This window comes from Methyloversatilis sp. XJ19-49, from assembly GCF_024580145.1.
In the GTDB taxonomy this organism is placed as follows: Bacteria; Pseudomonadota; Gammaproteobacteria; order Burkholderiales; family Rhodocyclaceae; genus Methyloversatilis.
Map to the genome: position 1 here is coordinate 384,304 of NZ_JANINI010000001.1, position 26,005 is coordinate 410,308.

The window sequence follows — 26,005 nt, forward strand, 5'->3', positions numbered from 1 at the left end:
GGCCGGTCACGAAAGAAGGCTCAGGATTTTCATGAGAGCAAGGCGCGGAAGTCGTCCGGCAGCACGCAGGTCTGCAGGCTGCGCTGCGTGAACAGGAAGCGCCCGTCGCACACGAAGCCCAGTTCTTCCCAGTCGACCGCATCGTTGAGCAGGCTCGCGGCCCGCGCGATGTCGAGCGCTGGCGAGCGCGCGAACAGCGCGAGCACGGCGCCGTCGTAATGCGGGCAGTCATGCAGGAAGAACGGACGCGGCTTGCGCGTCTTGCCATTGACGTAGATGCGCGCAGCGTCCGAGCGGTGATGCACCCTGCCCCAGCGCCACCAGTTGTGCTCGCCGAACGGCCGCACGCGGCGCGCGAGCAATCGGGCCTTGTGCTGTTCCAGCCAGTCGTTGCGCACATCGAAGAAGGCGCGCCGCGTGCGGCCGGTGTCGACGGTGCTTGAACAGACGAATTCCATATTGCCTTCGGGATGCACGAACACGTCGTCGGCACCAGACACGGCGCCCACGCGCACGTCGAACAGTGCCGACAGCGGCACGCCGTAGTCGCCGCGCAGGAACATGAGCTGCCCCTGTTCGCAATGAAAGCGCCGGCCGTCGTGCATGCGTCGGTCCGCGCGTCCCTTTTCGAAGCGGAACACCGCGCAGTTCGGCACATAGGCGCCGAACACCCGGGCGTCGCCGGTTTCGATGAAGTCGGTGATGCTGCCCTGCTCGAACAGCCAGGCATTCAGCCGACGGGCGGCGGTCAGCTTGGTGAATTCGCGCGGCACGATGAAGATGAGTTCGCCGCCCGGATTCAGGTGGCGCACGCACTTCTCGATGAAGAACAGGTACAGGTTGCTGCGCAGGTCGAACAGCTCACTGGCCAGCCGGGCGCGCGTCGCCGGCAGGATGTCCTGGTGCCGCACATAGGGCGGATTGCCGATGATGGTGTCGAAGCGCTCGGCGGTCGGATAGTCGAAGAAATCCATGACCTGCGCGCCGGCAGGCGCCACCGACGGATCGAGCTCGATGGCGGTGCAATTGGGCAGGCGTGACGAGAACGCGCCGTCGCCCGCCGAAGGTTCGAGCACCCGCCCGGCGTTGCGACGCAGCGCGAGCATCTGCGCCACGACATCGTCGCGGGTGAACACCTGCCCGTACTGTTCCACCCGATGGTTGCGGTCGTCCATGGCGCGATTGTCACATGGCCGGTGTCGTGCAGGCATGCATGGGCTAACATCGACGCCCGACCGAATCGCCCGACCACGCGCCGCCCATGCTGCATCCTCCGATTGAACCGTACGACACCGGCTGGCTTGACGTCGGGCATGGCCATCGCCTGTACTACGAACAATGCGGCAATCCGGACGGCCTGCCCGCACTGTATGTACACGGCGGCCCGGGTTCGGCCTGCTCGCCGCGCCAGCGCCGCTTCTTCCATCCGGAGCGCGACCGCGTCGTGCTGTTCGACCAGCGTGGCTGCGGCCGCAGCACACCGGGCGGCGACATCGCCCACAACCACACCGATGCACTGGTGGCCGACATCGAGGCGCTGCGCGCCCATCTGGGCATCGAACGCTGGCTGGTGTTCGGCGGCTCCTGGGGCTCGACGCTGGCTGCGGTGTGGGCGGCACGCCAGCGTGCGGCGTGCAGCGGGCTCATCCTGCGCGGTGTGTTTCTCGCCGGGCGCGCAGATCTCGACTGGTTTTTCCACGGCGCGGCGGCACTGGCCCCCGAGGCGCACGGCGCGCTGATGCAGGCGGTGCCGGCGCGCTGGCGCGACCGCATCGTCGTGTGGCTCGACCGCGCACTGTCGTCGGGCGATGCGGCGCGCGTCGATCACGCCGTGCTGGCCTGGCGCAACTGGGAATATGCCCTCGGCAGCTGGCCGCACACCGGACTGCCTGCCGCGCCCACCGACGACGAATGGCCGGCGCTGCGCAACCGCTACCGCGTGCAGGCGCATTACCTCGCCCACCGCTGCTTTCTCGGCGAAGCGAAGGTGCTCGATGCCATCGCGCATCTGCACGGGCTGCCGGTGGCCATCGTGCATGGCAGCCACGATCTGGTGTGCCGGCCGCAGAACGCATGGCGCGCGCACCACACCGCGCACGGCAGCAAACTGGCCTGGGCGCAGGGGGCCGGACACGACCCCTTCCATCCAGCCAGCGCGGCGCTGCTGGTGTCGGCGGTCGATGCCCATGCGCGCGATGGCGACTTCGCGAACTGGCCGGGAGCATCCGCATGAGCCTGCGCCTGAAGCTCAATCTGCTGATCGCGCTGGTCATCCTGACCTTCACCAGCACGATGCTGACGCTGGAACTGATGGGCACGCGACGCGCTGTCAGCGAAGAGATCGAGGCGGCGAACCGGGTAGCCACGCAACTGCTGTCGCGCGTCACGCTGGTCTATGCCAATACCGGGTCGCCCGCCCTGGTCGACTTCCTGCACCGGCTGGGACGCGTGCGCGCAACCGAAATCCGCCTGGTCGACGGCAGCGGCACCGAACTGTATGCGTCGCCGCCGTCGCCCTACAAGGCGGGGCGCGAAGCGCCGGACTGGTATTCGAACGCCATCCTGCCGCGCAAGCCGCGACAGGAGATCACGCTCGTGGACGATGCGAAACTGGTGGTCGAGGCCGACGCGTCGCGCGCCATTCTCGACGGCTGGGACGAAGCCGTGCATCTGCTGATCGCGGGCACGATCGCGCTGGTATTGGGCAATGCGCTGGTGTTCTGGCTGGTCGGGCGCGCGACGCGGCCGTTCAACCGCATCGTTCGCGGGCTGGAACAGATGCGCGCCGGCGACTACCACACGCGGCTCGAAGAGCTGCCCGGACGCGAGGCGGGCTCGATGGCGCAGGCGTTCAACCGCATGGCGCAGTCGATCGAAGACAACATGACGGCGCGGCAGGAAGCGCTCGAGGCGCGCAGCCATCTGGAAGAGAACCGCGAACTGACGCAATTCATCCAGAGCCGCATCGAGGAGGAGCGACGCGACATCGCGCGCGAGCTGCACGACGAAATGGGTCAGGCGGTCACGGCAATCAAGAGCATGGGCCTGTCGATCGCACGCCGCGATGCACAGAGCGACCCGCGCAGCGCCGAGGCGGCGCAGCTCATCGTCGACACGGCCGATCACCTGTACGACGTCATGCACAGCATCATTCCGCGCCTGCGCCCGCTGGCCCTCGACAATCTCGGGCTGGAAGACGCGCTGGACGATCTGGTCGCCGAGTGGCGGCGCCACCATCCGCACATGCTGTTCGAACTGCAGATGTCCGATCTGCCGGACGCGCCGGGCGATTCGTTCAAGCTGGCGGCCTACCGCATCGTGCAGGAAGCCGTGACCAATGCGCTGAAACACGCCAGTGCAGGGAAAATCATGATTTCGCTGCGGGGTACTGAACAGTTCCTGCATCTGACAGTCGAGGATGACGGGAGCGGGCTGACCGAAGGCTGGGCGCACAAGCGCGGACATCACGGCGTGCGCGGCATGCGCGAACGCGCGCAGGCGCTCGGCGGCGAACTGGACGTGACGGCGCGTGACGGCGGCGGCACGCAGGTCGTGGCCCGGCTGCCACTCGAATAAGACAGGGGAGACAAAAAACGATGGGCCCGATCAAGGTAATGCTGGTCGATGACCATGCAGTGGTGCGCATGGGCTTCAAGCTGCTGCTGGCCGCGTGCGAGGACATCGAGGTGGTCGGCGAGGCGGACAGCGGCGAAACCGCCTATGTGCGCTACGCCGAACTGAAGCCGGATGTGGTGGTGATGGACCTGTCGATGCCCGGCATGGGCGGCATCGAGGCGGTGCGCCGCCTGACGGCGCGCGACAAGGGCGTCCGCATCCTGGCGCTGTCGGCGCATGAAGATACGGCGCATCCCAAGCGCGTGCTCAAGGCGGGCGCCACGGGCTATCTGTCGAAGCGCGGTGCGCCCGAAGCGCTGATCGACGCGGTGCGCACGGTGGCGTCCGGACGCATGTATCTGGACGCCGAAATCGCACAGAAGCTGGCGATGCAGGACGTGACCGGCGCACAGAACCCGGTCGAGGCGCTGTCGGAACGCGAATTCGAAGTGTTCATCCACCTCGCGCGCGGCCAGTCGGTGAACCAGATCGCGGAAACCCTGCATCTGTCGACCTCGACCATCGGCACCCATCTGTACAACGTGAAGCAGAAGCTCGGCGCTTCCAACCAGGCCGAGCTGACACTGATCGCGCTGCGCAACGGGCTGATCGAAGCCTGAATCCGGCCCGCCGCGGCAACCGCACCACAACGGGGCACTCTGCCTCACGGTGCAGCGTCCGCTGCACCGTTTTCCCGCCCGTACCGAGTGGCAATCTGCAACGTCCGAGGGTTGAGCGTCGCAGACTTCAACGCTCCAGCGGGGCGATCGTCATCCTTTGTCCGACACGTCAATCATGCGGCAGCGCACAAAACCGGCTGCACTGCGCCCTGTGACGTCGTCTCTGCCACAAAGACCGTGTTTACAGGACCCGGACGTGAGTGCCCTCGCGCACAGACACGAGGACTTGGCACGATTTACGCTTAGTGTTGTGCACCGCACCACGGTTAAAAAACCCACAAGGTTCCACCACATGTTCCGTTAGTCCATTCATCGCCGCCGGCCTTCATCCAGTGCCGGACGGCTGCAAGGAGAATCATCATGCGCATCCCCGGATTGCTGTTGATGCTGTTGTTTGCCACCGGCGCCCAGGCGAGCGCCGAGCGCTACATACAGCTTTCGATGCACATGGTGAAAATCCTTGCCGCGGCCCCGGACGGCCGCATCAACAGCGGCACCGGCGTGCAGCTCGACGCGAAACATGTGATCACCAACTGCCACGTCGTCGGCCGCGCGCAGAACGTCATCGTCGCGCGCGGCAGCACCGGCGTGCCGGCGCAGGCGCGCTCGGTCGATACGCGGCACGACCTGTGTCTGCTGAGCATTGCCCAGCCGATGGCGCGTCCGGTCGAGGTGTCGTCGTCGCGCACACTGAAGATCGGCGACGAAGTCCATGCCATGGGATTTTCCGGCGGCAAGGCGCTGTCGATGAGCGTCGGGCAGGTGACCGCACTGCACGAGATGGACAACGCCGTGGTGATCGAAACCGACGCCCAGTTCCAGCAAGGCGCATCCGGTGGCGCACTGTTCGACGCCGAAGGCCGTCTGGTCGGCGTGCTGACCTTCTTCATCCCGGGCATGAAGCGCCATTTCGCGGTGCCGACCGAATGGATGCAGGCCGGGCTGGACAATGCACAGGACGTCGAATTGCCGGTCGCCGCCACGACGCCGCCCTTCTGGGCCGCAGCCGAAGCGGACAAGCCGTTCTTCCTGCGCGCCATCCAGCACGAAAACGATCAGGAATGGGACCGCCTGCAGGCCGTCACCCAGGAATGGGTCGAAGCCGAGCCGCGCAATGGTGCGGCGATCGAAGCCGCGGTGCGCGCCAGCCGTCTGCCGCCGCGCTGACTGCAGAAAAAAGGCCGGCCCGGAAATCCGGGCCGGCCTTTTACTCACTGCAGATGTTCAGCGTACAGCGGGAACGACCGGCACCTGCGCAACCTGCACGACGGCCTGCTGCACCACCGGCGTCACCGACGGCTGTGCGCCGACGACCGCACCAGTGGCCGACGGCAGCAGCGGCACGATCAGCAGCGCGACGATGTTGATGATCTTGATCAGCGGATTGACCGCCGGACCGGCCGTGTCCTTGTACGGATCGCCGACCGTGTCGCCGGTCACCGCGGCCTTGTGCGCTTCGGAACCCTTGCCGCCGAAGTGACCGTCCTCGATGTACTTCTTCGCGTTGTCCCACGCACCGCCGCCGGTGGTCATGGAAATCGCGACGAACAGGCCGGTCACGATGGTGCCCATCAGGAGGCCGCCGAGCGCCTGCACGCCGGCTTCCGGCCCCATCAGGAACGCCATGCCGAAGGCCACGATGACCGGCACCAGCACCGGCAGCAGCGACGGGATCATCATTTCCTTGATCGCCGCCACGGTCAGCATGTCGACCGCCTTCGAGTAATCCGGCTTGGCCGTGCCTTCCATGATGCCGGGGATTTCCTTGAACTGGCGGCGCACTTCGACCACCACCGCGCCGGCCGAACGGCCCACCGCCTCCATCGCCATGGCACCGAACAGGTAGGGGATCAGGCCACCGATGAACAGGCCGATGATGACCGCCGGGTTGGCCAGGTCGAAGGTGACGCTGTGACCGACCGCTTCGAGCGCGTGCGTGTAGTCGGCAAACAGCACCAGTGCGGCCAGACCGGCGGAGCCGATGGCATAGCCCTTGGTGACGGCCTTGGTCGTGTTGCCCACGGCATCCAGCGGATCGGTCACTGCACGCACCGAAGCGGGCAGATCCGACATTTCCGCAATGCCGCCGGCGTTGTCGGTGATCGGACCGTAGGCATCGAGTGCCACGATGATGCCGGACATGCTGAGCATGGACGTCGCCGCGATGGCAATGCCGTACAGACCGCCCAGCGTGTAGGCCGCCCAGATCGCGGCGCACACCGACAGCACCGGCCAGGCGCACGACTTCATCGACACGCCGAGGCCGGCGATGATGTTGGTGCCGTGACCGGTGGTCGACGCTTCGGCGATGTGGCGCACCGGCTTGAACTCGGTACTGGTGTAGTACTCGGTGATCACCACCATCAGGCCGGTCAGCGCCAGACCCACCAGTGCCGCAAGGTAGAGCCGCATCTGCGCGCCACCGTCGATGCCCATGACGGCATTCAGCGCGTCGTCGGGAATCAGCGCGGTGGTCAGCGGATAGAAGGCGATGGTCGCCAGCACGCCCGCCACGATCAGGCCGCGGTACAGCGCGCCCATGATCTTCTGGCCCGGTTTCGCCTTGACGAAGATGCAGCCGATGATGGACGCAATGATCGAAAAGCCGCCCAGCGCCAGCGGGTAGATGACCGCCGCTTCGGCATTGGACTTGAGCAGCAGCGAGCCGAGCAGCATGGTGGCAACGATGGTCACCGCATAGGTTTCGAACAGGTCGGCCGCCATGCCTGCGCAGTCGCCGACGTTGTCGCCCACGTTGTCGGCGATCACCGCCGGGTTGCGCGGGTCGTCTTCCGGGATGCCGGCTTCGACCTTGCCCACCAGGTCGGCGCCGACGTCTGCACCCTTGGTGAAGATGCCGCCGCCGAGGCGCGCGAAGATCGAAATGAGCGACGAACCGAAGCCCAGGCCGATCAGCGGATGGATGATCTGATCGATCGTCGCGTCATGCGCGGCGGAGCCTTTCAGGATCGCGTAATAGCCTGCCACCCCCAGCAGACCCATGCCGACCACCAGCATGCCGGTGATGGCGCCGCCGCGGAAGGCGACGTCGAACGCTTCTGAAATGCCCTTGCGCGCGGCTTCCGCCGTACGCACGTTGGCGCGCACGGACACGTTCATGCCGATGTAGCCGGCCGCCCCCGACAGCACCGCGCCGATGACGAAACCGGCGGCGGTCGACGTGCCGAGCGTGAGCCACAGGACCACGGTGAGGATGACGCCGACGATGGCAATCGTTCGGTACTGCCGGTTCAGATAGGCCTGGGCGCCCACCTGCACTGCATCGGCAATTTCGCGCATGCGCTCATTGCCGCTGGGTTGAGCAAGAATCCACTTGCTGGATACGGCGCCATACGCGATGGCAACCACCGAACACACGAGTGCGAATATCAGACCGGACGACAACATCACCCCTCCCCCCTTGTTTTACTGCGCCAGATGGACACCCCGCGTGAGCAGGACATCCGAAAGCTGCAGCGATCTTGTGGATCGCCGGGCGCCGCCTCCCCGGCTGCTGCCCTGGTAAATCGGCAGCCCGCCGGAAAGCGGACTGCAACAAGCGGTTGCACGTGGTCTGTGTCAGCCTCCGAACGCGGGCAGCACGGCCGCCACACTTTCGTTCTTCAGACTCACGTAGGCCGGCAGGCCGTCGACATAGGGCGGATAGTCCTCGCCCGCAATCAGCGGCTGCAGGTATCTCCGGCAGGCATCGGTAATGCCGAAGCCGTCGTCGGAAATGAAATCTCGCGGCATCATCTTTTCGTGGTTGGCGACATCCGCCAGCTGCGCGACGCCGATTTCCCATTGGTAGGGACTGTCGGCGGTACGCACGATGGCAGGCATCACGGCATTGCGTCCTTCGAGCGCCAGCTCGACTGCACGGCGACCCAGCGCGTGCGCCTGGGCGGCATCGGTCGCCGATGCGATGTGGCGGCCGCTGCGCTGCAGGTAGTCGGGCAGCGCCCAGTGATACTTGTGACCGAGTTGCGCCTTGATCAATTCGGCCACCTGCTGGCCGACGCCACCCAGCTGGGCATGACCGAACGCATCGCGCGTGCCCGATTCGGCCAGCAGCTTGCCGTCGGGCCCACGCAGGCCTTCCGACACCGCGATGGCGCAGAACTGGTGTTCGCGCACGCAGGCATCGACGCGCGCCATGAAGGCGGCCTGATCAAAGGGGATTTCGGGGAACAGCAGCAGGTGCGGCGCATCGCCCGCATTGCGCGCAGCCAGTCCGGCTGCCGCGGTGATCCAGCCGGCGTGCCGGCCCATCACTTCCATGACGAATATCTTCGTCGAGGTACGCGCCATCGACGCCACATCGAGACCGGCTTCCATCATCGACACGGCGACGTATTTCGCCACCGAACCGAAGCCGGGGCAATTGTCGGTACCGACCAGATCGTTATCGACCGTCTTCGGCACACCGACGCACACCAGCGGGTAGTTCAGACGCTCGGCGATCTGCGACACCTTCCATGCGGTGTCCATCGAGTCGTTGCCGCCGTTGTACAGGAAGTAGCGGATGTCATGCGCGCGGAACACATCGATCAGCCGCTCGTAATGGGCGCGGCTTTCGTCCAGCCCCTTCAGCTTGTAGCGGCACGAACCGAAGGCGCCGCCCGGCGTATGGCGCAGGGCGGCGATGGCTGCATCGCTTTCGAACGACGTGTCGATCAGGTCTTCATGCAGTGCGCCGAGGATGCCGTTGCGTCCGGCAAACACCTTGCCGATGCGACCGCCCTGCTCGCGTGCCGCCTGGATGACACCGCAGGCGGTGGCGTTGATGACCGCGGTGACGCCGCCGGACTGCGCGTAGAACAGGTTTGCGGCCATCAGTGTCAGCGCAGTGCCTCGAGTGCGCGCTTCATCACCTCGTCGACCGGACCGACGCCCGAGATGGCGCGGTACTGCGGTGCGCCCGGTTCGCCGCGCTGTGCCCAGCCGGAGTAGTAATCGACCAGCGGACGGGTCTGCGAGTGATACACCTCGAGACGCTTCTTCACCACTTCTTCGCGGTCGTCGTCGCGCTGAACCAGCGGCTCGCCGGTCACGTCATCGATGCCCTCCACCTTGGGCGGATTGAACACGACGTGATAGGTGCGGCCCGATGCCAGATGCGCACGGCGGCCGCTCATGCGGGTGATGATGTCCGAATCGGGTACCTGGATCTCCAGCACGAAGTCGATCGCCACCTTGGCCTGCTTCATCGCGTCGGCCTGCGGAATCGTGCGCGGGAAGCCGTCGAACATGTAGCCGGCCTTGCAGTCGTCGGCCAGCAGACGGTCCTTGACCAGTCCGATGATGAGGTCGTCCGACACCAGGCCGCCGGCATCCATCACCTTCTTGGCTTCGATGCCGAGCGGGGTGCCGGCCTTCACCGCGGCACGCAGCATGTCACCGGTCGAAATCTGCGGAATGCTGAAGCGTTCCTTGATGAAGGTGGCCTGAGTACCTTTGCCGGCGCCCGGCGGGCCCAGAAGAATGAGGCGCATGTCCGCTCCTGATGTGGTGTTGTTGTCGGGGTTGATGTGATGTCCGGATTATTCTTCTGCAGGCCGCACCGGCTACGTTACCGTCCGATGTCAGCGGGCGCGAACTTACCGCCAATGCGCGGCGCGGTCAAACCGCAGTGCGTCACGCAATGCCGTTCGCGAACAGCACACGCATGCGCGCCAGATCGTCTTCGGTATCTACACCGGCGTGCGGCATGGCGACATTGCCGACAACGCGGATGCGGTGCCCGTGCCACAGCGCGCGCAGCTGTTCCAGCGCCTCGCACTGCTCGGCTGCCGCCGGCGAGAGACGGGCGTTCTTCTGCAGGAAGCGTACCCGGTAGGCGTAGATGCCGATGTGGCGCTGCGCATGCAGACCGGGCGGCAGCGCGTCGCGCGTGACGGCAAAGTCGTCGCGCGCCCACGGGATCGGTGCGCGCGAAAAGTACATCGCGCGGCCCTGCGCATCGCACACCACCTTCACCACGCCGGGACTGAAGAAATCAGCCGCCTCCGTGATGGCGCTGCTGGCGGTCGCGATCGACGATTCCGGATCCTGATCGAGCGCCAGCGCGACGGCACGGATCAGCTCCGGATCGATCAGCGGCTCGTCGCCCTGCACATTGACCACCACGCTCGCAGGCGACCAGCCCAGTTGCTCCGCGACTTCAGCGATGCGGTCGGTACCGGTCGGGTGGTCAGCGCGTGTCATCACCGCCTGGAAACCGTGGGCGCTGACCGCGGCGGCGATGCCTTCATGATCGGTCGCCACCACCAGCGCGTCGGCGCCGCTGCGCGCTGCCTGCTGCGCGACACGCACGACCATCGGCAGGCCACCGATGTCGAGCAGGGGCTTGCCGGGCAGGCGGGTCGAGGCGAACCGGGCGGGAATCACCACCTTGAACATGATGAGCGCCTCAGATGGACGTTGCACCGCGACCCGGCGTCGCGTCGCGCAATGCAGCCACTTCGTCCTCGGTCATTTCGCGCGCTTCGTCTTCCAGCATGACCGGAATGCCGTCGCGGATCGGGTAGGCCAGGCGGCTCGCCTTGCACTGCAGCTCGTTGCGTGCACGGTCAAGCACCAGTGGTCCCTTGGTGACCGGGCAGACGAGAATCTCAAGTAGTCGGGGGTCCATGCTTCAGCTCCGCAAGGCGGTCGGATACCCGGCCCGCCAGATCAGGATCGAGGTGTGCCTCGACCGGCAATACCCACACAGGGGTGTCCGACAATCCGTGACATTTTACCGCGTCCTTCTCGGTCAGCAGCAAGGCATCGCAGTCCTGAAAAATCAGGTCCCGAGCCGAATACGCGTGATGATCCGGAAACGGATGCGCAACGAACACCAGCCCGAGCGTGCGCAGGTGGTCGAAGAAGCGCGCCGGCTCGCCGATGCCGGCCACGGCATGCAGGCGCAGACCCTGAAGGTCGGCGACACCTGCACTGTCGCCGGGATGGCCGAGCCGGTGAAAGCGTTCTCCGCGCAGACGCATCGAAAAGCGCGGCGGGCCGGCCAGCGGGGTATCCGGCGTGCCGTTGAGCACCTGCGCAAACACCGATGCCAGACGCGACGGCGACTCGCGCAGCGGGCCGGCCGGCAGGTGAAATCCGTTCATGACGCCGCGCCGGTCGAATACCGCGATCTCGATGTCGCGCGCCAGCGCGTAATGCTGCAGGCCATCGTCGCACAGCACGACGTCGCACTGCGGATGGCGCGCGAGTGCCGCGCGGGCGACCTCCGCACGGCGACGTCCGACCCATACCGGCACGCCGCTGCGACGCGCCAGCAACAGGGCTTCGTCGCCGCACAGCGCAGGGTCATCCTCCGCCGCGACCTCGCGCACCCCTTGCACGGTCCCGCCGTAGCCGCGCGACACGATGACCGGACGGTGGCCGCGCGCGGTCAGCGCGCGCGCCAGATAGAGGGTAAGAGGGGTTTTGCCGGCACCGCCGGCGATGATGTTGCCGATGACCACCACAGGGACCGGCAGCCGGTCGGCACGCAACACGCCCGAGCGATAACCGGCACGGCGCAGTGTGGTGACCAGCCGGTACAGCAGCGACAGCGGCCACAGGAGCCAGGCCAGCCAACCGCGCCGTTGCCAGGCTTCGGGCAGCGCCCGCGCTGCACTCATCGACCGGCCGGCGCGTCGGACTGGGTGGCGAAGGAAATGCCGGCGATGCCTGCCTTCTGTGCGGCCTGCATGACATCGATCGACGACTGCAGCCGTGCGTCGCGGTCGGACGAAATGATCACCACCGGATCTTCCTTGCCCGACGCAGCGCCCGCCAGCGCACTGCGCAGCCGCTCGATGTCACCTGCCGGCACCGGCTGACGATCGACAAGGATATCGCCGCGTGCGGTGATCATCACATTGATCTCGCGGGCAACCGGCTCGGCTTCCGGCGCCTGCGCGCTGGGCAGCGTGATCTCGAGGCCGGCCGTCTTCGAGTACGTCGTGGTCACCATCAGGAAGATGAGGATGACCAGCAGCACGTCGATCAGCGGAATCAGGTTGATTTCCAGCTCTTCGCGCCCGCGTCCGCGTCGGAAATTCATCTGGGCGCCCTACTTTGCCGAACGCTCGCCGTGTACGACCTCGACCAGCTTGATCGCAAGCTGCTCCATCTCGACCACGAAGTCATCGACCAGACCGCGAAAGTAGCGGTGGAAGATCAGTGCAGGTATCGCCACCAGCAGACCGAAGCCGGTGTTGTAGAGCGCGATCGAAATACCGCTCGCGAGCTGTTGCGGATTGCTGCCGGTCGCCGTCTGCGATCCGAAGATTTCGATCATGCCGACGACCGTCCCGAACAGTCCCATCAGCGGCGCGGCTGCGGCGATCGTGCCCAGCGTCGTCAGATAGCGCTCGAGGTGATGCACCACCGAACGCCCTTCTTCCTCGATTGCTTCCTTCATGATTTCGCGCGGGTTGCGCACGTTGCGCAGACCGGCCGCCAGCACGCGGCCGAGCGGCGAGTGGGCGGCAACGCGGCGTATCATGTCGGCGTTCGGCAGACCGCCCTTGAGATCGGCCAGCACGGAATCGAGTAGCGCCGGTGGCACCACCTTGCTGCGTCGCAGGCTCGCCAGACGTTCGAAAATCAGCGCCAGGGCAATGATGGACGCCGCGATCAGCGGCCAGATGGGCCAGCCGGCCGCCCGGATGATGTCAAACACGTGCGCTCCCCTCGTCAGCAAGCGGCGAACTGTAGCCTGCGACACCAGTCGGGGCAACCCTGACCCGATGTCGTTGCGCACCGCAGCATGCCGCCGGACGGGGTTATCCACAGAACTTGTGGATAACCGTGTGGGTAGCGGCCGGACGACAGCGGGAAATCGCGGCTGGTACAGGCGTTTTTCTTGCAACGATCAAAAATTAAGCTTCGATGACAACGTGGTGAACGATGGTCACTGAATCACCGATGCCGGCCGGACCCGGCATGCCGGTATCCGAACTGGTACGACGCGCCCGGCTGACGCTGGAGCGCAGCTTTCCGGTGCTTTGGGTCAGCGGCGAGCTGTCGGGCGTGACGCGCGCTGCGTCGGGGCACCTCTACTTTTCGCTGAAGGACGAACTGGCTCAGGTGCGCTGCGTCATGTTCCGCAACCGCAGCCAGCTGCTGCCGTTCGAAGTGCGCGCCGGCCTGCGCGTCGAGGTGCGCGCCCAGGTATCGCTGTACGAGGCGCGCGGCGACTTCCAGCTGACCGTCGATGCAATGCGGCCGGCCGGCCAGGGTGCGCTGCACGACGCCTTTCTGCGGCTGAAGGCAAAGCTGGAACAGGAAGGCCTGTTCGACGCTGCGCGCAAGCGGCCGCTGCCGGCGCTGCCCGCCCGGCTGGCTGTGGTCACCTCAGCGTCGGGTGCAGCACTGCGCGACGTGCTGATCACGCTGGCGCGGCGCGCCCGCCATATCGAGGTGACCGTACTGCCCTGTCTCGTGCAGGGTGCCGATGCGCCGCCGCAGATCGCCGCCGCCGTCACGCGGGCCGGGCGCCTCGGCTGCGACGCCCTGCTGCTGGTGCGCGGCGGTGGATCGGCGGAAGACCTTGCCGCCTTCAACGACGAGGCTGTGGCACGCGCCATCGCAGCCAGCCCGGTTCCGGTCGTCACGGGCATCGGGCACGAAACGGATTTTTCGATTGCCGACTTCGTGGCGGACATCCGGGCCGCCACGCCGACCGCCGCCGCCGAACTGGTCAGCGCCGGCCATGTCGAGGCGGCTGCGCGGCTGGTCGGACTCGCACTTCGGCTCGCCCGGGCCATGCGCGCCCGCGTGGAGCGGCGCTCCCAGCGGCTGGATGACCTGTCGTCGCGGCTGCACGCGCCGGCACGACAGCTGGCGCGGGCGGGCGAACGGCTGCATGCGCTGCACGCGCGCATGCGCCGCGCCCGCGATGTCGGCCTGGCTCAGCAGCGCCGTCAAGCCGATGCCCTGGCCCAACGCCTGCACGACAGACGCCCCGATCTCGCGCGTCGTCAGGTCGCACTGCTGCGGCTGACCGAACGTCTGCGAACCTCGGCGCGATGGCTGCTTGAAACCGCGCGCCACCGCAGCGGTCTCAATGCAGCCCAACTGGCACAACTCGATCCGGCGGCGGTGCTGGCGCGCGGTTTTTCCATCGTGCGTGACGGCGAAGGCCGCATCGTGCGCGACGCGACGACGCTTTCGGCCGGACAGGCGATTGAACTGCAGTTCGCACGCGGCAGGGCCGGCGTGACGGTCGATCGCGTCAGCGCACCGGCCGCCACGGACGAAACACCCAGCACTTGAGGGGCCTTTGTGCCTGCACGCTTTGCCTTGTGCTCGGACTTGGGCAACCCTAAACTCGCATACCTGACTTTGAACCGACACGACTGGGAGACACCATGGAACACACGCTGCCCCCGCTGCCTTATGCGCTCGACGCTCTGGCCCCGCACATTTCCCGCGAAACCCTTGAATTCCACTACGGCAAGCACCACCAGACCTATGCCACCAACCTGAACAACCTGATCAAGGGCACCGAGTTCGAAAACCTCGATCTGGAAGCCATCGTCAAGAAGGCTCCGGCCGGCGGCGTGTTCAACAATTCGGCGCAGGTGTGGAATCACAGCTTCTTCTGGAGCAGCATGAAGCCTGCAGGCGGCGGCGCACCGACCGGCGCGCTGGCGGCAGCGATCGATGCCAAGTGGGGCAGCTTCGACGAATTCAAGAAGGCATTCAAGGCGTCGGCGGTCGGCAATTTCGGCTCCGGCTGGACCTGGCTGGTCAGAAAGCCGGATGGCTCGCTGGACATCGTCAACACCAGTGGTGCCGGCACGCCGCTCAATTCCGACGCGAAGCCGCTGCTGACGCTCGACGTGTGGGAACACGCCTACTACATCGACTACCGCAATCGCCGTCCGGACTTCGTCGATACCTTCCTCGCCAGTCTCGCCAACTGGGACTTCGCGGCGAAGAACTTCGCGGCCTGATCGCCCGCCGGGGTGCTCGCTCCGGCTGACTGCTCAGGCCTGCAAAAAAAGCGCCGACCTGAGCGGAGACAATGTGTCGCTACCTGTGGCATATCTACTGGAGCGACTTGTTCCTGTGCAGCACACTTGCGCCCGGGAATTAAGGGAGCGCGTTTTTCATGAAGGTCGTCATTCTTGCCGGTGGCCTCGGCACACGTTTGTCCGAAGAAACCCAGACCAAGCCAAAGCCCATGGTCGAGGTGGGCGGAAAGCCCATGCTGTGGCACATCATGAACATCTACGCCAGTCAGGGTTTCGACGAGTTCATTGTCGCCCTTGGCTATCGCGGCGAGAGCATAAAGGAATACTTTCTCAACTTCTACGCCATCAACAGCGATCTTTCGATTGATCTGAGTTCGGGTACGACCACCATCCACGATGGCGACCGCCCGAAATGGAAGATCCATCTGGTGGACACCGGATTGAACACGCAGACGGGTGGTCGTCTCAGGCGCCTGCGCTCGTGGCTGAAGGACGAAGATGAATTCATGTTCACCTATGGCGACGGTGTGGCGGACATCGACCTGAACAAGTTGCTGGCCTTCCACCGCGAACACGGCAAGCTGGCCACCGTGACAACCGTCAAGCCACCGGCACGCTTCGGCCGCATCGGCTTCGAAGGCGACCGTATTGACGAATTCTATGAAAAGCCGGAAGAAGCGGAAGGCTGGATCAATGGCGGCTTCTTCGTGCTGTCGCCCGAAGCGATTGACCGGATCGACGGTGACGATACCCCGTGGGAGCGCGATCCGCTTCTGCGACTTGCCGCAGAGAAGCAGATGATGGGCTTCCGTCACTTCGGCTTCTGGTCCTGCATGGATACGCTGCGTGAAAAGACGCTGCTCGAGGACCTCTGGGCGGATGGCAACGCGCCCTGGCGCACATGGTGAGCACTTCAGCGCAGCCGCCTTCATTACTGCTGATCGGCGCGGGCCGTTTCGGGCGAGAACACCTCCGGGAATGGAAGGCGCTCGAAGCCGACGGACGCGTGCGCATCCTCGGCATTGTCGTTTCATCGGCGGATAGCAGGGATCGCCTGTCCGCTGAAGCCGGGTGCGCCGTCTTTGCTTCACTGGCGGAAGGACTTGCGCTTGCCCCGGATCTGGTCGATGTCTGCACACCGTCTGCGCTTCATGCATCAATGGTGCGAGAAGCGCTTGAATGCGCTGACGTATTCGTCGAAAAGCCGCTCGCCGCATCTTCCGCCGAGGCAGCTGAACTGTGCGCAACGGCGCGTGCGAATGGCCGCACACTGGCGGTCGGGCACATCTATCGTCACCATCCGCTGGCGCGGGCGCTGGCCGACGAAGTGGCAACACGCGGTGTGCCGCGCGACATGCAACTCACTTTTACCAACCCGCTGGCGACGCACCGCGACGGCGAAGAGCCGTTCTTCGAGTGGATACACGCCTTCGATCTTTTCGATCTGCTCGCTGACTCTCCCGCATCGACCATAACTGCGTGGCAGCAGGGCTTTCATGCCGAAGCAAGCCTGCGATCTTCGAGCGGTCTGTCGGCCCGCCTGAGCATTGGATGGCGCGGCATCGAACCGGTGCGAACGTTGACTCTCGCCTGGCCAGAGTGCCGCCTGCACTGCGACTTCCGCGACAACATCCTCACAACGACCACCCGCGGACGCACGGACAAACTATTCTTCGGACCTGCAGGCGGCGTGTTGCGCCGGCAGTTCGAGGCGTGGCTCGACGCCCGGGCAGGCAAGGCGGGTCTGCAGCCTTCCCTGTCGCACGTAGTCGCCGTGGTCGAACTCGCCGAGCGCGCCCGCTCGCAAGCGCTGTCGCGTGGCAAGCAAATCGGCTCGGCAGGACACGCACGCCCTCGCGTAGCCGTCATCGGCGGTGGCGTTTTCGGCGCCACCTGCGCGGTCGAACTTGCTGCCGAATGCGAGGTGACGCTGTTTGAAAGACACCCCGCGCTACTGACTGAAGCGTCCTACCTCAATCAATGGCGCCACCATTCGGGTTTCCACTATCCGCGCAGCATCGAAACGATGCTGGAAGTGCAGGACGCCAAGGCGGATTTCGAATCAGCCTACGACGATTCCGTGCTGCGCGATATCGCCGCTTACTACGCCGTATCGTCACTGGGTCACGAAATCAGTGCCGAACGCTACATCGCAACCTGTCGTGCCTGCGGACTGTCATTTACCGAAGTGTCGCCTCCGCAGGACATCGTCGACCCATCGCGTGTCAGCGTCTGCCTGCTCACCGACGAGGCGGTGGTCGATATCGGACGCCTGTCGCAGCGACTGCTCGACGCACTCCATGCCTCGCCCCGCATAGACCTGCGACTGGGCACCGAAATTGTCGCCGGTCGCATGCTTGCCGACGGCCGCAAGGCCTTCGATTACCGTGAAGGCGCACTGACTGGCAGCGCCGAATTCGACTATGTGGTCAACGCGACCTACGCAAACACCAATCTCATCGCGCAATGGTTCGGCTTCCCGGTACGGCCCATGCGTTTCGATCTGCTGGAGATGGCGGTGTACCAGATTCCCGGTGCTCGCCGTTTCATGATGACCCTGCTCGACGCGCCCTTCACCAGCCTCACCAGCATCGGGCGCGACGGTTACTTCATGCTCTCGCACATCCAGCAGTCCATCCTGGCGAGTCAGGTCACCGCCAACGGCCTGCCACCGGAATGGAACGACTACCCCAGCAACCGCGACAACCTGCTGCGACACGGACTGCGCTATCTTCCGCTGCTTGCAGACGCTCGCTACGTGGAATCAAGGGTCGGCGTCCGGACTGTCGAAGCCTACAGCGAAGACTTCGACGGGCGCCCGACCGTCGTCACACCGCACGGGTTCGGCTGCTGGTCGGTACTCGGCGGGAAGATCATCACCGCAGTAAGCAATGCGCGGGAGATTGCGGCACACATCGCTCGCGAATCGGCGAGCCGTTGACGTTTCAAACAAGGGAGCAGCACTCATGCAGCAAAAGAGGCGCCAGTTGTTGTCCGGCATCGGGGCCGTCATCGGCCAGTCCGTCATCGGCTCGGCCTGCTCGACCGGCAGCGGGCGGGCGCTGGCAGGCGCTCCGCCGGATTCGTCCGGCGCCTCACTGACCGTAAATGTCGATGACGCCCTGCGCCCGCTCAATCCGCTGGTGCTGGGCAACAATATGGACTGGCCGCATTCGGCCCAGGGCTTCCTGAAGGAAAACGGCACCACCCCGGTACCGGCCTACCTCGAACTTGGCGACAGGCTGGCTCCGACGGCCCTGCGCTACCCCGGCGGCACCAATTCCGATTTCTACCATTGGCGCAACGGCATCGGTCCTTACGATCAGCGCAAACTCACCAAGACGCTCGAAGGCAAGGAGGAGCGCATCGGGCTGGGCACGGACGAGTATCTGGCGCTGTGCAAGCGCTGGGGGTCGGAGCCGCTGATCACCATCAATCTGGCAACCGGTACGGCTGAGGAAGCCGCCGACTGGGTACGTCATACCAATCGCCGGGACAGCGACCTGCCCAGAGTGCGCTACTGGGAAATCGGCAACGAACCCTACCTCGCCTCGCACTTCAAGGAAGCCGGCATGACGCCGGCCGAATACGCGACCCGTGCCAACGCGGCAATCCGCGCAATGAAGGTCGTCGACCCTTCGATTCAGACTGGCATCGTGCTGCGGAACGACACACTGGGCGGCGTCGAATCAACACCGTTCAAGGGATACATCGATACCGTCCTCAAGGGCATGCAGGCACCGTTCGAGTTCGCCTGTCTGCACAGCAGCTATTTCCCGGTGACCTTCGAAAAGAAGGAAAGCGAGCTTGAGTTGTTCACCGCCACCATGGCCGGCGTGCACATCATGCAGGAGGACATGCAGGCGACCCGCGCGAAGCTGCGCCAGTACCACCCGAACCGCAAGGTGCAACTCGCCTTCACCGAGCACAATGCGCTTTATTCCATGGACATTCTCCGCTGGGGGCTGGCCAGCATTTTCCTGTCGAAAACCGACCGCTACATCGAAAGTCTGGCCGGTGCGCTGTTCACCGCCGACTGCCTTCGCGTGTACAGCCAGACCGACGATCTGCTGATGGCAAATTTCTGGTCGCTGTGTGGCAACTGGTGGTACGGGGCGATCAGTCACGAGGGCAAGCCGCGGCCGCAATTCCACGTGCTCGAAGCCTATCGGGATCTGGTGCGCGGCTCACTGCTGCGCACTGAAGCGACCGGCATTGCGACCATGGCCACCGCACGCTCTGGTTTTGTTCCTGCCCAGGCGGCGATTCCGTCGATCGAATCGCATGCCGTGCGTGACGGCAAGACGGTACGCGTGGCCATCATCAACAAGCATCCGGACAAAGTGCAGACACTGGACATCCGGTTGCCCGGCGTCAGCAAGGCGAAAGTGACGGCACGCGAATTGAGCGCCCGCAGCTACTTCAAGGAGGCGGTCGCGTGGACCGACCGCAACGTCGAACTGCGCGATGGGCGCATTGACCTCGCGCTCGGCCGACACAGCTTCACCGTACTGACCGTTCAGTTGAGCTGACGGCAGTCCGCCCTGCTCTACCAGCGCTCGCCCGCCCTCGCCTGTTCATACAGGCGTACATAATTCGCGGCCATCACGGCATCGGAGAACCGTGCTTCGGCGTCGGCTCGGCACGCCACCGGGTCGATTTCACCAAGGCGTTCGAACGCCTCGGCCAGATCGCCGACACCGTTGCACAGAAATCCGGTCTCTCCGTGCCTGACCTGCTCCGGCACGCCGCCCGCGGACAGCGCGATCACAGGCGTGGCGCTGGCCAGCGCCTCCAGCACGACAAACGGAAAGCAGTCGAACCAGCGTGGGGTCTGCACCAGCGCTGACGCTTCGAGCAAATGCGCCTCGGTGCCTCTGATTTCGCCGATGTAGCGCGCACGCCGGTTCAGCGCGAGCAAGGGACGAATGATCCAGTTGAAATAGCGTGGGTTCTCGACGTTGCCGGCCAGAACCAGTTCGCTGCCCGACTTCATGGAGGCAAGCAGTGCCAGATGCTGTGCCTTGAAACGCGCGATCTTGGCAATGTGGATAGGCGGCGCGGTCTTGACCGTACGGCAAGGCCAGTCGTGCAGCGGCAGACCGTAGTGCACATGACGTGTGGCCCCGCCGATCAAGCGCGCATGTGCATCGCTGCAGGCAACGAGATTGTCACGCTGATAGCCTGGGGCCGGCGGAATGCAGGTCGATACGACGAAGGGAAACTGCTCCGGATGTCGCTTCACGTAGAGGTTCTGGAAGCTCCAGTCATGGATGACATCCACTTTCTCGCTTTCGAGAAAGGTCTTCATCGCCTCGTACAGCGGCTCTTCCGACAACAGGTCGCCCTCGCCCTTAACCGCGGTCCAGGCGCGCTCGGGATCGTAGGCGTCGACGTGCACAGTGCGCCCTGAGCACCAACTGCGTGGCGGCGCCATCAGGATCACATCGTGGCCGGCACGTGCCAGCGCCTCGGTCAGGTAATGGACGACACGCTGGATGCCGCCATACCCGACCGGAGGCGTCGAGTTATAGACGGTCGATACGACGAGGATTTTCATGAATATTGCATCGACCCAGCGCAACGTGGCGCAAGGTGAAGGAAAAGAATGGCGGCATTGATGTTAGCAGCGGACCAGGGCAGGGGAACTCATCGACGAGCGCCGTGCGCGCACGGCTTCACGAAGTCGCCGTACGCCCTGAGAAATGTCGAATTTTTTTACAAATTCTTGCCACATTTTTTCGTGCGCGTCGCAAGCCGATGATTTTCAAACTATTGCAATCTCGGCGTGAAAATTGCTAGGGATTCGCGAAATCAAACCATCAGGCACCTGTGGAGGCTCCCGCCATGTTTTCCCGTCTTCTGCACTACATCGCCGCACTTCTGATTTGCACCAGTCTGGTCGGGCTGGCCAATGCAGCACCGATCGGAAGTTCCTTCTTCGTCGCTGGCGGAAACTTCCCGTACGATTTCGCGCCCACCGGCAACATGACGTTCAACGCCAGCGGTGATCCGGGTGTCGAGATTGCGCCCGGCAGTTCCGGCAGCCTGCTGGTCGCCGAGCAGTTCCTTGCCGGGGCCGGCGCGAATGGCGGCGACGTACTTGCCTTCCAGTTCACCTTCACCGACTTTCCCGCCCCGGGCCTTTTCGGGTTCCTGATTGGCGGCCTTGACATCGGCGGCACCCAGTTCCAGTTGCTCGGTGCACAGATGAGCATTGACTTCGGCGTGTCCAGCCTCGGCGACACCGACGTCAGTTCGCTGGTAGATGCCTTCTACCTCGACGGCGCGAACTTCCTGTTCGAGGCGCCGATCGGCTGGGCCGATGTGTTTGCATCAACCTCCCCCACCGCTCAGCTTCCGACGCAGATCGTGACGACCTTCCTGGCGGAAATCCGCGTCGTACCGGAACCTTCGACCCTGGCGCTGTTCGCCATCGCCGGACTGGCTTTCGGTTGTGCCCGCATCCGCGGCAAGCGCTGAAAGTCCCGCCCGTCATATCCTGTCAGCCGCTGGCTGGGACCGGAGCAACGCAGCTCCGGTTTCACTTCGGCTGTCCGTCAAGTCCACCCTGGCAACTGCACAGCATGTGCCATGCCTTTCCGGAATTTTCACGTGAGCTCCAACGCCCAGAACTTTTGGAAGGACCGTTCGGTACTCGTCACCGGTTGCACCGGTTTCCTCGGCTCCGCACTGACCACCGAGCTGGTAGCCCGAGGCGCAAGCGTCGTCGGCCTGATCCGCGACCACGTGCCGTTCAGCGACCTCGCTCGCAATGGCACGCTGAACCGTATCAACGTCGTGCGCGGCGATTTGTCGGACCTGTCGGTGCTGGCACGCGCCTATGGTGAGTACGAGGTCGACACTGTGTTCCATCTGGCGGCCCAGGCCATCGTCGGCGTCGCCAACCGTAATCCGGTCGCCACCTTCGAAGCGAATATCGAAGGTACCTGGAATATTCTTGAAGCCGCCCGCCAGGTTGGTACGGTCAAGCGCATGGTGGTCGCTTCCAGCGACAAGGCCTACGGCGATCACGACGTGCTGCCCTACGACGAAAGCTGCGCACTGCAAGGCCGTCATCCCTACGACGTGTCGAAGAGCTGTGCCGACCTGATCACGCTGAGCTATCACCATACCTACGGGCTGCCGGTCAGCATCACCCGGTGCGGCAATCTGTTTGGTGGCGGCGACCTCAATTTCAACCGCATCGTGCCGGGTACCATACGTACGGTGCTCGAAGGCAAGCGCCCGGTCATCCGCAGCGACGGCTCTCCGCTGCGCGACTACATCTATGTCCATGACGCGGTTGCGGCCTACCTGTGTCTGTCGGAGGCCATGGACCGGCCGGAAGTGTGCGGACAGGCCTTCAATTTCGGCACCTCCCGACCGCTTTCGGTACTCGATATCACGCAAGCCATCCTTCGTCTGATGCAGCGCGAAGACCTTGCGCCCGACGTACGCAATGAAGCGTCAGGCGAAATCCTTCATCAATACCTGTCGTCGGACAAGGCGCGCAAGCTGCTGAACTGGGAACCTGTGGCTTCGATCGACGGCGGCCTGAACAACACGATCGCCTGGTATCGCGACTTCCTGTCGAGCACCAACATCCGCTGAGCCAGACACATGGCTCGCATCATGATCGGGATACCGACGCGCAACCGGCCGGACATGGTGCGCGACGCCGTGTTGAGCGTGCAGCGGCAGACGATGGACGATTTCGTGCTCGTCGTCAGCGAAAACCCGACCCGACCCGAAATATCGGCCGACATTTCGGCCTGGATAGCCAGCCTTGGCGATCCGCGGATCCGCTATGTGCTGCAGCCGATCGACGGCGGCGAATACGGTCAGGCGCGCGCGCTGTTTGCGCAGTGCGATGCGCCCTTCTTCTGCATGCTGCACGACGACGACATGATGGATGCGGACTACATTGAAGCGGCGCTCAATGTACTCGAAGCACACGACGACATCGCCATGTTCGGCGGCAGTCAGTACCTGATTGATCGCGAAGGAACGAAGCAGGACGCGCTCACGGAAGACTACACGCGCTACCAGGGGCGCGATCGTTTTGCAGAGGGGCGGATGGACAGCTTTCTCGAACCGCTGCTGCAACATGGGCTGTTTTCGATTTCGGGCGCCGTTTTCAGATCATCAGTGGTTGCCGAGACCGGCGTCGGCGACCCCGACATGGGGGGCATCTATCCCTTCGAGTTCAATATGTTCCTGCGCGTTGCCGAGCGCGGTTTTGCTGCGTGGTACAGCCCGGTCAAACGCATTGCCTACCGTTGGCACGACACCTCGATGCGCCACTCCGATGGCTCGATCCTGACCCGCTACATGGTCGAAGCGCTGGTCGAGCTGCTGGAACGCCGCCGCTTCGAAGGCCGGGCAGAACAACTGCGCCGGCGTCTCCTTGCCTACAACAGACGCAACCTCGGCTACATCCTGCTCGTGGCTGGCGAGCGTGACGCCGCACTGCGAAGCCTGCGTCGCGCAATTGGCTTGCATCCGAGCGGGCTGGGCTTGTGGGCATGGTGGTTGCGTGCGCAGTTCCGGCCACGGCAGGTCGCCAGCACCTGGGCACCGAAAGTCAACCTGACGCCACCGCAGCCGAGCTGGCAGGAAGCAATTCCCCACAGCGCCGGTTGATGGTGGCGCTTCGTGTCAGCGCGGCATCGCGTGGCCAGCCGCCCGCAACACCTGGCGCTGCAGCCTCGCTCGCGCGCTGCGCGGCTCGATGAGATAACGGTAAGCCGGTATCTGAATCGGCGAATAGGCGCGTTTGGCCAACGCCAGACCAGGATGGTCCTGCACACTCTGAGCGCCGAGATCAAAGTGTGTTGCCCCGAGCGCGCCTTCTGCCACGAGTAGATCGTAATACAACAATGTACCGGGCAGACCCTTGCAGGCGGCTGCATCGAAGCCCGACACGAAACCGTGCGATATCGTGGTTCCGAGACAGACGCCCCCCCCGACGACCTGCCCTCCCCATCTCGCCACATAGGTTCGCGACAGCCCGGCTGCCTGCAACGCCTGCAACAGGGGCAATGGCGGCACTTCGTACTTGCGCCCGCCATCCGTCACCCGCAGCAGCAATGCATGCAACGCCGTCAGGTCATCCGCCGACGCCGAACAGGCGCTGGTGAGTCCTTCCCGCAAGGCATGCCGTATCCCCTTGCGAGCGCGCGACTCCATGCGCTCAAATATGGCATCTGCTCCGCCGCTCAGATCCACCAGCATCGACATCAGGTCCGGTGATGAAATGCAGCGTACTCCCGGCACTTGCACGGCGAAATTGCTCATGACATCAAAATACCCAACAGGTGCTTCGAGCAAGGCCTTGCACCAGTCATCGCCACACACCTCGGGATTCCAGACCTTGGCGCGAAGGGCTCCCAGCCCTGGCAATGGACGCCCCAGTGCATTCACACCCGACCATACCTCACGCCGCCAGTCGTAATGAGCGGCGAGCAGATCGAGAAAGCGCGGGTCCTGGTAGACCATCCACGGTGCAAGTCGCGCCTGCGGCGCCGGACATGCCAAGACGGGTTCGTTCATCGCGCTTCCAGTACCGAGCGATAGGCCGCAAGCATCGCATCGCCGTGATGCACATCGGTGCACATCGATTCAACCTGAGCACGGGCCCCCTGCCCGAGTTGACGGCACAGTACGTCGTCATCCCACAGCCGACGCATCTTCGCCGCCAGGTCCTGCACATTGCCCGGTTCAAAATGCAGCCCACTTACGCCATCGCGGGTAGTCTCGGCCAACGCACCGATGCGCGAGGCCAGCACCGGTACACCATGGCTCATCGATTCGGCCACGACGATGCCGAAGGTTTCGAACCAGATGCTGGGCATGACGAAGCAGCGTGCTCCGCGATAAAACGCCGCCAGGTCATGCTTGTCTTTCGTGACTACAAAATGCGTGCGCGCATCTTCACGGTAGTTCTTGTAGTGCAGCGCGTCTCCGGCCACGCCTATCGGCACGTCTGCAAGGCGTGCCGCCTCGAGCGCAATCTCGATGCCCTTTTCCTCGACGAAGCGGCCGGCAAAGGCAACATATCTTCCCTGAACCGGATCAACGGTATCGGGTGGAATGTCGATCACGCAAGGCACCACCGCAGTACGGTTGGCAGGCACGGCGCAGTGCGCGACAAGCCATTCCGCAGCAAAGCGGGTCGGCGTGATGTACAGCCCGACATGCTTCGAGAACAATCCGAAGTGACGCGCCACCATATTGCGTACGCCAAAAGCGACGCTCTCCGCCAGACTGCCGCGACAGTTCTGCACGATGCAGCGATAGTCCCGTCCGCCAACACAGCCCGTGCAAACCTCCCCTTGGTAAAAGTGATTGTGCGTCGGGCAACTGAGCCGATAGTCGTAGACGCTCATCACGACAGGGATGCCGCGGCAACTGCAGGCCGGCAGTACCCAGGGAGAAATCAGCGGATACAACTCGTGCACGTGCACGATGTCGGGTCTGAATGCGTCGAGCCGTGCGGCAAATTCGCGCACCGCCGAATGCGCATAGATGCCACTGGCGAAGGCGCCCACCTTGCCGGCAAGATTCTGCGGAATGTCCCGGCTGTCGCGTTCGAAGGCCTCGATGTCGACGCCAGCGTCGCGCAGCACGCGCATCGTCGCACGCGTGGCGTTGTCGGCCCCGCCCCCGCCGCGATGCAGGTTGTAGGCGTGAAGTACTTTCATATCCTGTTTTTCGTGGCCGGTTCTCACC

The 26,005-nt window shown here is 64.4% G+C and carries 24 protein-coding genes; 12 read left to right on the plus strand and 12 right to left on the minus strand.

The features are described 5' to 3' along the window. Positions 1–29 precede the first annotated feature (29 nt). Positions 30–1,175 carry a class I SAM-dependent methyltransferase gene (locus NMQ16_RS01765; protein WP_257078762.1) on the minus strand — a complete coding sequence of 382 codons (1,146 nt, stop codon included), beginning with the start codon at positions 1,173–1,175 and terminating at the stop codon, positions 30–32. 86 nt (positions 1,176–1,261) lie between these two features. Here NMQ16_RS01765 and pip point away from each other — a divergent pair, with 86 nt between their 5' ends. The 4 genes from pip to NMQ16_RS01785 all read left to right on the plus strand — a co-directional run bounded on the left by pip (position 1,262) and on the right by NMQ16_RS01785 (position 5,462). After that, positions 1,262–2,233 (plus strand): prolyl aminopeptidase, encoded by a 972-nt coding sequence (gene pip, locus NMQ16_RS01770; protein ID WP_257078763.1) that lies wholly within the window; start codon positions 1,262–1,264, stop codon positions 2,231–2,233. After that, the gene (locus tag NMQ16_RS01775) at positions 2,230–3,576 is read left to right on the plus strand and encodes an ATP-binding protein (RefSeq protein ID WP_257078764.1); all 1,347 of its coding nucleotides are present in this window, start codon (positions 2,230–2,232) and stop codon (positions 3,574–3,576) included. The genes pip and NMQ16_RS01775 overlap by 4 nt, the downstream gene beginning before the upstream one ends. A gap of 20 nt (positions 3,577–3,596) precedes the next feature. Beyond that, positions 3,597–4,235 carry a response regulator transcription factor gene (locus NMQ16_RS01780; RefSeq protein WP_257078765.1) on the plus strand — a complete coding sequence of 213 codons (639 nt, stop codon included), beginning with the start codon at positions 3,597–3,599 and terminating at the stop codon, positions 4,233–4,235. 420 nt (positions 4,236–4,655) lie between these two features. Then, positions 4,656–5,462, plus strand: coding sequence for a serine protease (locus NMQ16_RS01785; RefSeq protein ID WP_257078766.1), 807 nt, complete (start codon positions 4,656–4,658; stop codon positions 5,460–5,462). A gap of 57 nt (positions 5,463–5,519) precedes the next feature. On the opposite strand, the gene NMQ16_RS01790 is transcribed toward NMQ16_RS01785, so the two are convergent. From NMQ16_RS01790 to NMQ16_RS01825, 8 genes are all read right to left on the minus strand, one after another. Next, entirely contained in the window at positions 5,520–7,703 is a 2,184-nt protein-coding gene (locus tag NMQ16_RS01790) for a sodium-translocating pyrophosphatase (protein ID WP_257078767.1), read from the minus strand. A 171-nt stretch (positions 7,704–7,874) separates the two neighbouring features. Continuing rightward, entirely contained in the window at positions 7,875–9,131 is a 1,257-nt protein-coding gene (locus tag NMQ16_RS01795; RefSeq protein WP_257078768.1) for a 6-phosphofructokinase, read from the minus strand. Positions 9,132–9,136: 5 nt separating this feature from the next. Then, positions 9,137–9,790, minus strand: coding sequence for an adenylate kinase (gene adk / locus NMQ16_RS01800; RefSeq protein WP_069040122.1), 654 nt, complete (start codon positions 9,788–9,790; stop codon positions 9,137–9,139). Between the two features lie 142 nt (positions 9,791–9,932). Further along, the gene (kdsB, locus tag NMQ16_RS01805; protein WP_257078769.1) at positions 9,933–10,697 is read right to left on the minus strand and encodes a 3-deoxy-manno-octulosonate cytidylyltransferase; all 765 of its coding nucleotides are present in this window, start codon (positions 10,695–10,697) and stop codon (positions 9,933–9,935) included. A gap of 10 nt (positions 10,698–10,707) precedes the next feature. After that, positions 10,708–10,929 carry a Trm112 family protein gene (locus tag NMQ16_RS01810; RefSeq protein WP_257078770.1) on the minus strand — a complete coding sequence of 74 codons (222 nt, stop codon included), beginning with the start codon at positions 10,927–10,929 and terminating at the stop codon, positions 10,708–10,710. Beyond that, the gene (gene lpxK / locus NMQ16_RS01815) at positions 10,910–11,926 is read right to left on the minus strand and encodes a tetraacyldisaccharide 4'-kinase (protein ID WP_257078771.1); all 1,017 of its coding nucleotides are present in this window, start codon (positions 11,924–11,926) and stop codon (positions 10,910–10,912) included. Before lpxK ends, NMQ16_RS01810 begins: the two co-directional genes overlap by 20 nt. Continuing rightward, entirely contained in the window at positions 11,923–12,351 is a 429-nt protein-coding gene (locus tag NMQ16_RS01820) for a biopolymer transporter ExbD (RefSeq protein WP_069040118.1), read from the minus strand. The genes lpxK and NMQ16_RS01820 overlap by 4 nt, the downstream gene beginning before the upstream one ends. A gap of 9 nt (positions 12,352–12,360) precedes the next feature. Next, a complete protein-coding gene (locus tag NMQ16_RS01825) occupies positions 12,361–12,972 on the minus strand; it encodes a MotA/TolQ/ExbB proton channel family protein (protein WP_257078772.1) in 612 nt (203 codons plus the stop codon). Positions 12,973–13,235: 263 nt separating this feature from the next. Here NMQ16_RS01825 and xseA point away from each other — a divergent pair, with 263 nt between their 5' ends. From xseA to NMQ16_RS01850, 5 genes are all read left to right on the plus strand, one after another. Then, positions 13,236–14,567, plus strand: coding sequence for an exodeoxyribonuclease VII large subunit (xseA, locus tag NMQ16_RS01830; RefSeq protein WP_257078773.1), 1,332 nt, complete (start codon positions 13,236–13,238; stop codon positions 14,565–14,567). Positions 14,568–14,662: 95 nt separating this feature from the next. Continuing rightward, positions 14,663–15,250, plus strand: a complete 588-nt coding sequence (locus NMQ16_RS01835) for a superoxide dismutase (protein WP_257078774.1) — start codon at positions 14,663–14,665, stop codon at positions 15,248–15,250. 158 nt (positions 15,251–15,408) lie between these two features. Then, positions 15,409–16,179, plus strand: a complete 771-nt coding sequence (rfbF, locus tag NMQ16_RS01840; RefSeq protein WP_257078775.1) for a glucose-1-phosphate cytidylyltransferase — start codon at positions 15,409–15,411, stop codon at positions 16,177–16,179. After that, positions 16,173–18,212 carry an FAD-dependent oxidoreductase gene (locus NMQ16_RS01845; protein ID WP_257078776.1) on the plus strand — a complete coding sequence of 680 codons (2,040 nt, stop codon included), beginning with the start codon at positions 16,173–16,175 and terminating at the stop codon, positions 18,210–18,212. The genes rfbF and NMQ16_RS01845 overlap by 7 nt, the downstream gene beginning before the upstream one ends. Positions 18,213–18,237: 25 nt before the next feature. Further along, positions 18,238–19,803: a hypothetical protein gene (locus NMQ16_RS01850; protein WP_257078777.1), complete on the plus strand. Its 1,566-nt coding sequence runs from the start codon at positions 18,238–18,240 to the stop codon at positions 19,801–19,803. Between the two features lie 17 nt (positions 19,804–19,820). Here the strand turns inward: NMQ16_RS01850 and NMQ16_RS01855 are convergent, their stop codons facing one another. After that, complete coding sequence (locus NMQ16_RS01855; RefSeq protein WP_257078778.1) at positions 19,821–20,831, minus strand: glycosyltransferase; 1,011 nt, start codon at positions 20,829–20,831, stop codon at positions 19,821–19,823. A gap of 287 nt (positions 20,832–21,118) precedes the next feature. Here NMQ16_RS01855 and NMQ16_RS01860 point away from each other — a divergent pair, with 287 nt between their 5' ends. From NMQ16_RS01860 to NMQ16_RS01870, 3 genes are all read left to right on the plus strand, one after another. Continuing rightward, positions 21,119–21,754, plus strand: a complete 636-nt coding sequence (locus NMQ16_RS01860; RefSeq protein ID WP_257078779.1) for a PEP-CTERM sorting domain-containing protein — start codon at positions 21,119–21,121, stop codon at positions 21,752–21,754. A 132-nt stretch (positions 21,755–21,886) separates the two neighbouring features. Continuing rightward, a complete protein-coding gene (locus NMQ16_RS01865; protein WP_257078780.1) occupies positions 21,887–22,885 on the plus strand; it encodes an NAD-dependent epimerase/dehydratase family protein in 999 nt (332 codons plus the stop codon). Positions 22,886–22,894: 9 nt separating this feature from the next. Beyond that, positions 22,895–23,917, plus strand: coding sequence for a glycosyltransferase family 2 protein (locus tag NMQ16_RS01870; protein ID WP_257078781.1), 1,023 nt, complete (start codon positions 22,895–22,897; stop codon positions 23,915–23,917). A 15-nt stretch (positions 23,918–23,932) separates the two neighbouring features. Here NMQ16_RS01870 and NMQ16_RS01875 read toward each other — a convergent pair whose 3' ends face one another. Then, a complete protein-coding gene (locus NMQ16_RS01875; RefSeq protein ID WP_257078782.1) occupies positions 23,933–24,826 on the minus strand; it encodes a GNAT family N-acetyltransferase in 894 nt (297 codons plus the stop codon). Then, positions 24,823–25,977: a glycosyltransferase family 4 protein gene (locus NMQ16_RS01880; protein WP_257078783.1), complete on the minus strand. Its 1,155-nt coding sequence runs from the start codon at positions 25,975–25,977 to the stop codon at positions 24,823–24,825. Before NMQ16_RS01880 ends, NMQ16_RS01875 begins: the two co-directional genes overlap by 4 nt. Between the last annotated feature and the right edge of the window lie 28 nt (positions 25,978–26,005).

What these genes read in the sequence shown, in the direction of transcription:
- NMQ16_RS01765 (WP_257078762.1), bottom strand. Translation starts at nt 1,175, where the DNA reads ATGGACGACCGCAACCATCGGGTGGAACAGTACGGGCAGGTGTTCACC.
- pip (WP_257078763.1), top strand. Translation starts at nt 1,262, where the DNA reads ATGCTGCATCCTCCGATTGAACCGTACGACACCGGCTGGCTTGACGTC.
- NMQ16_RS01775 (WP_257078764.1), top strand. Translation starts at nt 2,230, where the DNA reads ATGAGCCTGCGCCTGAAGCTCAATCTGCTGATCGCGCTGGTCATCCTG.
- NMQ16_RS01780 (WP_257078765.1), top strand. Translation starts at nt 3,597, where the DNA reads ATGGGCCCGATCAAGGTAATGCTGGTCGATGACCATGCAGTGGTGCGC.
- NMQ16_RS01785 (WP_257078766.1), top strand. Translation starts at nt 4,656, where the DNA reads ATGCGCATCCCCGGATTGCTGTTGATGCTGTTGTTTGCCACCGGCGCC.
- NMQ16_RS01790 (WP_257078767.1), bottom strand. Translation starts at nt 7,703, where the DNA reads ATGTTGTCGTCCGGTCTGATATTCGCACTCGTGTGTTCGGTGGTTGCC.
- NMQ16_RS01795 (WP_257078768.1), bottom strand. Translation starts at nt 9,131, where the DNA reads ATGGCCGCAAACCTGTTCTACGCGCAGTCCGGCGGCGTCACCGCGGTC.
- adk (WP_069040122.1), bottom strand. Translation starts at nt 9,790, where the DNA reads ATGCGCCTCATTCTTCTGGGCCCGCCGGGCGCCGGCAAAGGTACTCAG.
- kdsB (WP_257078769.1), bottom strand. Translation starts at nt 10,697, where the DNA reads ATGTTCAAGGTGGTGATTCCCGCCCGGTTCGCCTCGACCCGCCTGCCC.
- NMQ16_RS01810 (WP_257078770.1), bottom strand. Translation starts at nt 10,929, where the DNA reads ATGGACCCCCGACTACTTGAGATTCTCGTCTGCCCGGTCACCAAGGGA.
- lpxK (WP_257078771.1), bottom strand. Translation starts at nt 11,926, where the DNA reads ATGAGTGCAGCGCGGGCGCTGCCCGAAGCCTGGCAACGGCGCGGTTGG.
- NMQ16_RS01820 (WP_069040118.1), bottom strand. Translation starts at nt 12,351, where the DNA reads ATGAATTTCCGACGCGGACGCGGGCGCGAAGAGCTGGAAATCAACCTG.
- xseA (WP_257078773.1), top strand. Translation starts at nt 13,236, where the DNA reads ATGCCGGTATCCGAACTGGTACGACGCGCCCGGCTGACGCTGGAGCGC.
- NMQ16_RS01835 (WP_257078774.1), top strand. Translation starts at nt 14,663, where the DNA reads ATGGAACACACGCTGCCCCCGCTGCCTTATGCGCTCGACGCTCTGGCC.
- rfbF (WP_257078775.1), top strand. Translation starts at nt 15,409, where the DNA reads ATGAAGGTCGTCATTCTTGCCGGTGGCCTCGGCACACGTTTGTCCGAA.
- NMQ16_RS01845 (WP_257078776.1), top strand. Translation starts at nt 16,173, where the DNA reads ATGGTGAGCACTTCAGCGCAGCCGCCTTCATTACTGCTGATCGGCGCG.
- NMQ16_RS01850 (WP_257078777.1), top strand. Translation starts at nt 18,238, where the DNA reads ATGCAGCAAAAGAGGCGCCAGTTGTTGTCCGGCATCGGGGCCGTCATC.
- NMQ16_RS01855 (WP_257078778.1), bottom strand. Translation starts at nt 20,831, where the DNA reads ATGAAAATCCTCGTCGTATCGACCGTCTATAACTCGACGCCTCCGGTC.
- NMQ16_RS01860 (WP_257078779.1), top strand. Translation starts at nt 21,119, where the DNA reads ATGTTTTCCCGTCTTCTGCACTACATCGCCGCACTTCTGATTTGCACC.
- NMQ16_RS01870 (WP_257078781.1), top strand. Translation starts at nt 22,895, where the DNA reads ATGGCTCGCATCATGATCGGGATACCGACGCGCAACCGGCCGGACATG.
- NMQ16_RS01875 (WP_257078782.1), bottom strand. Translation starts at nt 24,826, where the DNA reads ATGAACGAACCCGTCTTGGCATGTCCGGCGCCGCAGGCGCGACTTGCA.
- NMQ16_RS01880 (WP_257078783.1), bottom strand. Translation starts at nt 25,977, where the DNA reads ATGAAAGTACTTCACGCCTACAACCTGCATCGCGGCGGGGGCGGGGCC.